We start from the raw sequence: 8979 nt of genomic DNA on the forward strand, positions 1-8979 counted from the left end.
GATATACATATGTGCAAAAGCACTACAAATGACACTTCAAGCCATACTATTGATTGTGAAAATGAGTAAGCTTCTGTACTATGTTTATATAAAGGAAAGAAAAAGAAGGTGAAATGGATGAAGATGACTCGCTCTACGGACTATGCCATTCGTGTGCTTATTTTCGCAGCGTCGCATCCGAATCGGCTCGTACAAATTCAAGAAGTGGCAACCCATTATGATATTTCTAATAATCATTTGATGAAGATTGTCCATTCATTGAGCAAGTTTGGTCTCATCATTTCCGTACAAGGTCGTAATGGTGGATTCAAATTAGCGAAATCGCCAGAGACGATTACGTTAGGAGAAATCGTTCATTTATTTGAAGAAGTATCCTATCTTGAAAATGTGACCGTTCCCAATAAAAATGGTAGTTTGCAAAACACACGTCAAGCGTTCGATCAAGCATTCATGTCCTTTACGGACGCGTTGCAGGCATACACGTTACAAGATTTAATCGCGCCGACGATGAACGACTGAAGAAAGAGTCAGAGAGGGATAGATGATCTCTGACTCTTTATCCGTGTACATATTCCAGTCATACAGATTTTTATCAGATCATCATGTTAATTATGATTAAAACTAGTATCTTTTATGTTACTATAAACAAGATTCGGACGCTATTCGAATCTTAATTTTGAAATAAAAACATGTACACTTTGTACTTGTTTTTGTGGTATAACTTTACAGGAAGGAGGGGATATTTCCAATTCACCTGCTTGATTTTTATACAGGACTCTTACTGTCCATTCAGATAAAGGATTAAAGGCATTCGTCCATTGATCCACGTAAAAGGGAGGGTTTCGGTATGTCCGAAATGACCATCGAAATGTTCGTTCACTTCATTCAACATTTAGTGCATTCTCCACGATTCATCGTCCAGCGTCATCATGAATATGAGGACGCCTACATTTTTGAAATTCGTGAGTTGAATTTATCGCGTGTCTCAAAAGCCGTATTGCTTCATAAAACAGTTGATCTTCTTCATGAAAAAACGTCAGAAGATACACGCGAAACGTTGACGAATGAACTGGTCACTCTATCAAAAAAGACATTATTGAAGTCAGAGACGATTGCTACACTTAAAGTGGAGTCTCCAATAGAAGGGTCATTGCATCTTACATTTTCGGAAGACAAAAAGATCTGGTTTTCTGGCATTCTTGATACTGAAGAGGCGATCAATCGGTTCACAGAACGTTTTCAAAGCGTCATAAATGATGATCGAACGTCTTATTAAACAAAGCAGGTCGAGCCAAATCAGTGGTTCGGCCTGCTTTTGTCTTACCCTGTACAGAGCATCAAGACGTTGCCGTCGGGATCTGCAAACGTAAAGTAAGCAAAATCATCGAAACGCTCGATGTCACGGATGATGGGAGCCTGTAACGACAACACAAACTGATAAGATGCATCAATATCTGTTGTATAAAAATTAAATAAAGCATGTGGTGAAGGGTGATGTTGGTACGTTGCGTCATTCGAATGATCATCGAGCGTCAAACTCGTTGGACCTTCGAGTGGGAGATTGTAAACAGGTGACGAGACACGCGACACATCCAACGGCAACTGCAGTAACTGGTGATACCAAGCGGCGGCACGTTTCACATCCTGAACATGCAAAAAGACAGCATTCAAGCGGGGCGCAATAAGGTGGGTCGAAATTGACATGAGCATCTCCTCCTTTTTTCATACATGTTTCTTTCGGTAAACGCCTCTTAATTCCTTCAATCCCTATAAATGGAATATGGTATGATATATCAGGAAAATCATTTACGAATGGGAAAGGAATGATGAGATGGAAACCATCATCTGTACGACGTGTGGCGTCGAACAAATCAATCCAGAGCGCGAAACGTGTCCGATTTGCTTAGAGGAACGACAGTATGTCAATCCAACTGGTCAAACGTGGACGACGCTCGCTGCCATGCAAACGTCAGGAACGTATCAAAACGTCATTAGTGACGACGGAGCAGGCGTCTATGCGATTCAGACGACACCGGCGTTCGGTATCGGTCAGACGGCATATCTTGTCCAAGGAAAATCGTTCAACCTGTTATGGGACTGCATTACATATCTTGATTCAACAACGAAAGAGCAACTTGAAAAATTAGGCGGAATTCAGGCGATTGCTTTATCACATCCGCATTATTACGCGACACAAGTCGAATGGGCGGAGACTTTTGACGTGCCGATCTATATTCATGAAGATGATGCATCGTTCGTTACGCGACCAAGCGAACGCATCGTCTTCTGGAGTGGTGAACGCTTGGAATTGGCAGAAGATGTGATGTTACATCGCGTCGGTGGTCACTTCAAAGGAGCAGTCATCTGTGAACGAAAAGACGCATCAGCGGGTCTATTGTTGACAGGGGACATCATTCGGATCGTTGCCGATCGGGCATGGGTCAGTTTCATGTACAGCTATCCGAATGTGATTCCGCTTCCGGCAAAGACGGTCGCGCGAATGGCAGAAACGTTACGTCCGCTGCAATTTGAAAAATTATATGACGCCTTTCATCGGAAAATCGAAACCGGTGCGTCTGAAGCAGTAGCGCGCTCTGCAGAGCGGTACATTGCTGCCTTGAACGGGGACTGGTTCACGACATGAAGTCGCGCTTGATCGTCATTCGCGGGAATTCTGGTAGTGGAAAAACGACGCTTGCCAAAGGGTTACGATTGGTTTTACCGGATAGCATCTTGTTTTCACAAGATGTTATCCGCAGAGAGATGTTGAACGTAAAAGATGGACCAGGAAATCCGGCGATTCGCTGGATCGAGGAGTTGGTCGGACTTGCTGACGGACGCCACGCGACGATTCTGCTGGAAGGCATTCTTGCACAGGACTGGTACGGTGAGATGATTGACCGGTTGGAACGTCGCTTTACGTCACGGTACGCGGCGTATTATTTTGACGTCTCCTTCGAAGAAACCATTCGTCGCCATGCGATGCGCCAGCCGACGGAGTTTTCTGAGACGGATATGAAACGCTGGTGGATTGATCGGGATCACCGCCCGACGGATCGTCTGATTGCTGAGGATACATCGATAGAAGCCATGATTCAGAAAATAAAACAACAGCAAAAAGGGGAGAGCGAATGACACACTACATTTTTGACATGGATGGAACGTTGTTTCAAACGAATGCCGTGCTTGCGCATGCGCTAGAAGATGTCTTTCATGAGTTGCGTCAGACGGGGCGCTGGGAGGGAGAGACGCCAGTCGCCCTCTATCAGCAGATCATGGGCGTCTCGTTACCGGAAGTCTGGCAGACGTTACTACCGGACTTTTCAGCCACAGACCAACAGGCTGCGGATCAAAAGTTTCGACGTAGCATAGAGCAGGCAGTCAAGGCGGGGCATGGTTGCCTATATCCGGGAACGGTCGAATTGCTAAGTCGTTTAAAACAAGCGGATCACTCCGTCTATATCGCCAGTAATGGGTGGCCATCCTACTTGTCAGCGATCGTGACGACGTATGGACTCGAAGCCTATATCGATCATGTCTATAGTATCGAAGACATCCGTTTCGGTGATAAATCATCACTCGTACGGGAGATTTGTAAGACGCACGACATCTCGTCAGGCTACGTTGTCGGTGACCGCTTATCTGATTTCAAAGCGGCGCATGCGAACGGACTCGCTGCGATCGGTTGTCAGTTCGATTTTGCGCAAGAGCAGGAACTCGCAGTCGCGGACCGCGTCGTAAAAGAGTTGAGTGCTGTCTACTAAAAAGAGCCGTCTTCTGCGGAAGACGGCTCTTACTTATAGCAATTATTCTGCCCACCAGAGGGCGTCGTCTGGTTTCTTCGCAATCGACGCGACTTCTTTTTCACTCGATACAGTCGGATGCGACCCTTTCAGTGCCTTACCAGCTGTATTCTTAAAGAAGAAGAAGAACGTGACGAAGCCGATGACGCTGACTGCTGTTAGATAGAAAGCAGGAGCGAGCGGGTTTTGTGTCGTATGGACGAGCCACGTCGAAACGAGTGGCGTCGTTCCACCGAAGATTGAGACCGAGACGTTGAACGTCACGGATAGCGTCCGGTAACGGACATCCGTATAGAAGATACTCGGTAGAAGACTTGGCATCGTTCCTTCAAAGATCGCCAAGAAGAAGCCAAGGATGAAGATTCCGATCCCGACGAACAAGAGTGGTTTAAGACCAATCAAGAAGAACGACAGGATTGAAAGCAACGATAGTCCGGCTAACGCAAAAAGAACGATATAGCGATTGCCTTTTTTGTCACTAAGCTTCCCGAAGAAGTAAGCGAGCGGAATCATGATCACCATGACACCGGTGATGAGAATCGTGCTTGTCGAACTTGACATGCCGATGACTTCATCGAGGTACGATGGCATGTAGGACAAGAGCATGTAGTTCGTAATGTTGAAGAAGGCGACAGCGATGAAACAAACGATGATATCCCGTTTGTGGTCACGCAGGATTTCGCGGAATGTCGCGGGTTCTTCTGTATTTTCATTGATCTCATTTTCGAAGATCGGTGATTCATCCAAGTGGCGACGTAAATAGAGACCAAATAAACCGAGTGGTGCCCCAAGAATGAAGGGAATCCGCCATCCCCAAGATGCCATTTGATCATCCGATAAGGTGACGAAAAGTGTTGTAGCAAGTAATGAGGCGAGAATATATCCACCGAGTGTACCGATTTCAAGTCCACTTCCGAGAGCACTTCGTTTGTTATCTGGTGATGACTCAGCGATGTAGACCATTGCGCCGGCATATTCACCGCCAGTCGAGAATCCTTGTAAGATCCGGGCTAACAATAACAGAATCGGTGCCCAAATTCCGATTTGATCATAGGTCGGTAATAGTCCAATGATGAGCGTCGAACCAGCCATCATAACGATTGTCGTCGTTAGGACGACCTTCCGCCCGAGTCGATCTCCAATGCGTCCAAAGACGATTCCGCCGATTGGTCGCATTAAAAAAGCGATCGCAAAGGTCGCAAACGTAAAGACGAGCTTTAGTTCATCATTTTCAACAGCGCTAAAGAAGTTTTGACTGATGATGATTGCGAGATAGGAATAAAGACCAAAATCGAACCATTCCATCGCATTCCCAATTCCGGTCGCGTAGACACTTTTTTTGGTTTGCTGCATGTCAACGACATTGACTTTTTCTTTTCTGAATTTCATAAGTTCTGTTCACTCCCTTTAATAAGTTCGTATCGTACCATAGCAGGAAATGAAGTCAAGTTGCTAATGCGCTTAACCACTTGAAAACGACTGAAAATGGCTCTGTGCCGGGAGTTGTCAAACCGTTGCTACTCTAAGGACGAACAGGGGTGTGCATTTTTTATGAAAAAAATTGAAAATTTTTTGGATGTTTTCATAAATTCGAAACAATTTTCATATGTTCTCACAACTAAAAAATCAGTAATCCGCCTTTAGGATGAGGGGAGTTAAACTATTTTTTGGTAATTTTAAAATGAAGATGGAAAGTAAAAGGAGAATACTTATGAAGAAGAAATGGATCGCCATTGTATGTCTTGGGCTCATTGTAGTCATCGGTAGTTGGTATGCTGGATTTCAAGAATCAAAAGTATCCGGTTTTCCGTTGCCGCGATTTGCTACGGCAGTTGAAAAACAAGGCGAGTGGAAAATCAAAACCCGTCTAGTCTCGGAAACTGACGGACCGGGTTTACTCTATGGGACTCGGATTCGCCAAGCCGGTTGGAAAGAATTCGATCGTGAAGGCGCAACGGCGTGGTATGAAAAAGACGGGAAAGTGATTGCCTTGACGACGTTTGATGGGGAACTGTATCTCGAAAATTCGAGTAAAGAAAAGATTCGGTTATAACACAATGAAATGAGACAACGATTGGCTTGTCTCATTACTGTAAGCACTTCAAAAGGATTGCATGGGCATAAGCTCATGCAATCCTTTTTGTTTTAATCATCTTCGGAAGAGGAGAGTTGTTTATGTGTCTTAGAATCGTAAATTTTATAGGAAATCGGAAATCGATGGTTCTTTGTTGAAATGACGCGACAGAAATAGGGCACGTCTTCTCCGTACGCTCCTAATTCCGGATAATCTTGAAAGGTAAAATCCTCATAATCTTCGGTTGAGTCGAAAATAATAGACATGGATTGTGTCTTTCCTGAGTTTTCCTCTACATAACAGTCACCTTTGATGACAGCGTAGTCCTTGAAGACGATTTGCGATAGGCTAGGGACCGTCCAGTAAAGTAGTCCAAATCCAAGTAACGTGATGAAGATGAACTGAAGTTTGTCTTTAAATGTTTCTGTCGAGTCTTTCCATGTATCAATCGTAAAGAAGATGCCACCAAAAAGTGTAATGATTCCGAGTATAAGCATTCCGTAATACAGAATGAGTTCACGATTCATTTGATTTAGCTCCGTTCTTCATAAATATAGTCCATTCGCCTGAACGACGAAATGCGAATGTTCATAATGGTATGTGATGACGGAATAGTCGAACGGACGACCGTTCGTCAAATGAAATACTGTCTCGATCGTTAATCCAGGATCGCCCTCGGTGAGATCCAGATGACGAGCCGACTCAGCGCTTAACTTCCCGACGTGCATGTACATATCCGAGAACCCAATATTCAATTGGAGTGCCGTCTCTAAGTATTCGAAGATTGACTGCTCGACGATTTCACGATTTAAGTACGGAACGATTGATTGGCGATAGTAAGACTCTTCGAGACAGAGGATCTTGCCGTCGATGTAGCGGATTCGCTTAACGTAATAAACCGTCTCACCTGCCTCTATCCCGAGATTCTTCGCGATGTTATTCGTTGCAGACATTGGTTCGAGTGCAAGAACGGTCGACTCAATCGTATGACCGACGAGATTCTGCTTGAATCCTTGGGTCGAGAACAGACGAATGTAGCCGGTGCGATTCGTCTTCCGGACAAAAATCCCGCTTCCGCGGACTTGAAAAATGATTCCTTTTCGTTCGAGTAACTCAAGTGATTTTGTCATCGTCGTCTTACTGACGGCGAACTGCCGGATCAACTCTTCAAGAATCGGTAGTTTGTCCCCTTGTTTCAACTCATGTTGTTCTATGTACCGTTCGATTTCATCAGCCGTCTGTTGGTATTTCAGCATAGGACACCTTCTTTTCTTGCGAACTTTTTCTTTCTTTAGTATAGCATAAGCCTTCTGTTGATTAATAACATGTTAAATTAAATTATTTATGTATTGATTAATTGTGCATGTACAATTAAAATGAAAGGGTATTCAAGCGTCATATTCAGGGGAGGTACACGATATGGGCAAGGTTCGCGATTATCAACAATTGGCGCATTCGATTTTAGAAGCTGTCGGGGGTGAAGACAACGTCATCAGCGCCGTCCGATGTGCCACACGACTTCGTCTTGTTTTGAAACGATCGGATTCGTCAGCTAAGGAAACAGTCAGTGCACTACCTGGCGTCATTACGGTCGTTGAGTCTGGCGGGCAGTTTCAAGTCGTCATTGGTCAACACGTCGGGGAAGTTCATCAAGAATTTTTGAAGCTTGTCGATTTGGAACAACCGGAAACGGAAGAAGCACCGAAAGGGACGGTTCTCAACCGAATCATTGCGACGATGTCAGCGGTCTTTGCACCGTTTGTCTACATCTTAGCTGCAGCGGGGATTCTGCAGGGAACTTTGATTTTGACGACGCTCGCTTTTCCGGCATTCGCGAAGACAGGTACTTATGAAGTCTTCAGCTTCATCTCATGGGCACCGTTTACGTTCTTGCCGATTTTCATTGCCATCACGGCAGCAAATCATTTTAAGGTCAATGCCTTCATTGCGGTCGCCTGTAGTGCGGCACTGGTCAGTCCAACATGGGCAGATATCGCAGCACGCATCACGGCTGGTGAATCCATCACGTTTTTAGGAATCGCATTATCCGGGACGACGTATACGTCATCGGTCTTACCGCCATTATTCCTCGTCTGGATCCTGTCTTATGTCGAGCGATTCTTGAACAAGACGATCCATGAAGTCGTCCGTCCGTTGTTCGTCCCGTTCTTCAGCATGGTGTTGATGGTGCCGCTTACGATTCTCTTGATCGGACCGATCACAACACTTGGTGCAGAGGGGATCGCAAACGGGTATAACTACTTAGCAGAGAATGCTCCTGCGGTTGCTGGTCTCATCATCGGTGGCTTCTGGCAAGTCATCGTTATCTTCGGTGTCCACTGGGGTGTCACGCCGATGGTGCTCGCAAACTTCGAACAATATGGTCGCGACTCGTTCCAGGCCTACCAAACGATTGCCGTCATCGCTCAAATCGGTGCCGTCATCGGAGTCATCTTGAAAGCACGCAACAAAGAAACGAAAAAAGTCGGGGTTTCAGCCGGACTGACAGGTATCTTCGGTATCACGGAACCGGCTATCTATGGGGTGACGCTCCGCTTTAAGAAACCGTTCATCTATGGCTGTATCTCGGGAGCAATCGGCGCTGTCACGGCGAGTTTCTTTAAACCATATTACTTTGCTTACGCCGGATTACCGGGACCATTGACGCTCGTCAACGGTATCGACTCCGACTATCCATCGTCGATCATCGGCTTATTGATCGGAACGGCGATTGCCTTGATTCTACCGATCGTCTTGATTCAAGTGTTCGGCTTCGGGGAGCAGGCTGCTCCGGTCGTAGCACCTGAAAGTACAGCGACACCAGTTGCAAAACAGGAAGTCAGCGCAACTCTGACAAACGAAGAGACGCTTCGCGCACCACTTGAAGGAAAAATCGTTGCTTTATCAGATGTACCGGATCCTGTCTTTGCTTCCGGTGCGATGGGACAAGGGGTAGCGATTCGTCCGACGAACAACCGGGTCACGGCTCCGTTTGACGGTACCGTCGTCATGGTCGCCCCGTCAGGTCACGCGATCGGATTACGCTCGACGAGTGGTGTCGAAGTCTTGATCCATGTCGGTCTCTGTCTCTTATACACATCT

11 protein-coding genes are annotated in these 8979 nt (G+C 45.8%); 7 read left to right on the plus strand and 4 right to left on the minus strand.

The annotated features are described in order from the left end of the window. Positions 1–117: 117 nt before the first annotated feature. Positions 118–519 (plus strand): RrF2 family transcriptional regulator, encoded by a 402-nt coding sequence (locus tag F8N00_RS13570; protein ID WP_421018392.1) that lies wholly within the window; start codon positions 118–120, stop codon positions 517–519. Between the two features lie 328 nt (positions 520–847). Next, on the plus strand, positions 848–1276 hold the full coding sequence (locus F8N00_RS13575) for a hypothetical protein (protein ID WP_411211321.1): 429 nt from the start codon (positions 848–850) through the stop codon (positions 1274–1276). A 44-nt stretch (positions 1277–1320) separates the two neighbouring features. Here F8N00_RS13575 and F8N00_RS13580 read toward each other — a convergent pair whose 3' ends face one another. After that, positions 1321–1704, minus strand: a complete 384-nt coding sequence (locus tag F8N00_RS13580) for a VOC family protein (protein ID WP_235515895.1) — start codon at positions 1702–1704, stop codon at positions 1321–1323. 127 nt (positions 1705–1831) lie between these two features. Between F8N00_RS13580 and F8N00_RS13585 the strand changes: the two genes are divergently transcribed. Genes F8N00_RS13585 through F8N00_RS13595 form a run of 3 tightly spaced genes read left to right on the plus strand, consistent with a single transcriptional unit; the run spans position 1832 to position 3764 of the window. Further along, a complete protein-coding gene (locus tag F8N00_RS13585) occupies positions 1832–2644 on the plus strand; it encodes an MBL fold metallo-hydrolase (RefSeq protein ID WP_075642462.1) in 813 nt (270 codons plus the stop codon). After that, positions 2641–3135 (plus strand): AAA family ATPase, encoded by a 495-nt coding sequence (locus F8N00_RS13590; protein ID WP_421018393.1) that lies wholly within the window; start codon positions 2641–2643, stop codon positions 3133–3135. Before F8N00_RS13585 ends, F8N00_RS13590 begins: the two co-directional genes overlap by 4 nt. Beyond that, positions 3132–3764, plus strand: a complete 633-nt coding sequence (locus tag F8N00_RS13595) for an HAD hydrolase-like protein (RefSeq protein WP_058713245.1) — start codon at positions 3132–3134, stop codon at positions 3762–3764. Before F8N00_RS13590 ends, F8N00_RS13595 begins: the two co-directional genes overlap by 4 nt. A gap of 42 nt (positions 3765–3806) precedes the next feature. Here the strand turns inward: F8N00_RS13595 and F8N00_RS13600 are convergent, their stop codons facing one another. Continuing rightward, positions 3807–5192, minus strand: coding sequence for an MFS transporter (locus tag F8N00_RS13600; protein ID WP_421018394.1), 1386 nt, complete (start codon positions 5190–5192; stop codon positions 3807–3809). A gap of 322 nt (positions 5193–5514) precedes the next feature. On the opposite strand from F8N00_RS13600, the gene F8N00_RS13605 reads away from it, so the two are divergent. Next, positions 5515–5856 (plus strand): hypothetical protein, encoded by a 342-nt coding sequence (locus tag F8N00_RS13605; RefSeq protein ID WP_075642460.1) that lies wholly within the window; start codon positions 5515–5517, stop codon positions 5854–5856. Positions 5857–5948: 92 nt separating this feature from the next. On the opposite strand, the gene F8N00_RS13610 is transcribed toward F8N00_RS13605, so the two are convergent. After that, entirely contained in the window at positions 5949–6404 is a 456-nt protein-coding gene (locus F8N00_RS13610; protein WP_023468494.1) for a hypothetical protein, read from the minus strand. An 18-nt stretch (positions 6405–6422) separates the two neighbouring features. Then, a complete protein-coding gene (locus F8N00_RS13615) occupies positions 6423–7133 on the minus strand; it encodes a GntR family transcriptional regulator (protein WP_075642459.1) in 711 nt (236 codons plus the stop codon). A gap of 163 nt (positions 7134–7296) precedes the next feature. Between F8N00_RS13615 and F8N00_RS13620 the strand changes: the two genes are divergently transcribed. After that, positions 7297–8979 (plus strand): PTS transporter subunit EIIC (locus tag F8N00_RS13620; protein ID WP_421018395.1); only part of this gene is annotated, 1683 nt, incomplete at its 3' end.

The organism is Exiguobacterium sp. A1_3_1, from assembly GCF_048985645.1.
Lineage (GTDB): Bacteria > Bacillota > Bacilli > Exiguobacteriales > Exiguobacteriaceae > Exiguobacterium_A > Exiguobacterium_A indicum.

What these genes read in the sequence shown, in the direction of transcription:
- F8N00_RS13570 (WP_421018392.1), top strand. Translation starts at nt 118, where the DNA reads ATGAAGATGACTCGCTCTACGGACTATGCCATTCGTGTGCTTATTTTC.
- F8N00_RS13575 (WP_411211321.1), top strand. Translation starts at nt 848, where the DNA reads ATGTCCGAAATGACCATCGAAATGTTCGTTCACTTCATTCAACATTTA.
- F8N00_RS13580 (WP_235515895.1), bottom strand. Translation starts at nt 1,704, where the DNA reads ATGTCAATTTCGACCCACCTTATTGCGCCCCGCTTGAATGCTGTCTTT.
- F8N00_RS13585 (WP_075642462.1), top strand. Translation starts at nt 1,832, where the DNA reads ATGGAAACCATCATCTGTACGACGTGTGGCGTCGAACAAATCAATCCA.
- F8N00_RS13590 (WP_421018393.1), top strand. Translation starts at nt 2,641, where the DNA reads ATGAAGTCGCGCTTGATCGTCATTCGCGGGAATTCTGGTAGTGGAAAA.
- F8N00_RS13595 (WP_058713245.1), top strand. Translation starts at nt 3,132, where the DNA reads ATGACACACTACATTTTTGACATGGATGGAACGTTGTTTCAAACGAAT.
- F8N00_RS13600 (WP_421018394.1), bottom strand. Translation starts at nt 5,192, where the DNA reads ATGAAATTCAGAAAAGAAAAAGTCAATGTCGTTGACATGCAGCAAACC.
- F8N00_RS13605 (WP_075642460.1), top strand. Translation starts at nt 5,515, where the DNA reads ATGAAGAAGAAATGGATCGCCATTGTATGTCTTGGGCTCATTGTAGTC.
- F8N00_RS13610 (WP_023468494.1), bottom strand. Translation starts at nt 6,404, where the DNA reads ATGAATCGTGAACTCATTCTGTATTACGGAATGCTTATACTCGGAATC.
- F8N00_RS13615 (WP_075642459.1), bottom strand. Translation starts at nt 7,133, where the DNA reads ATGCTGAAATACCAACAGACGGCTGATGAAATCGAACGGTACATAGAA.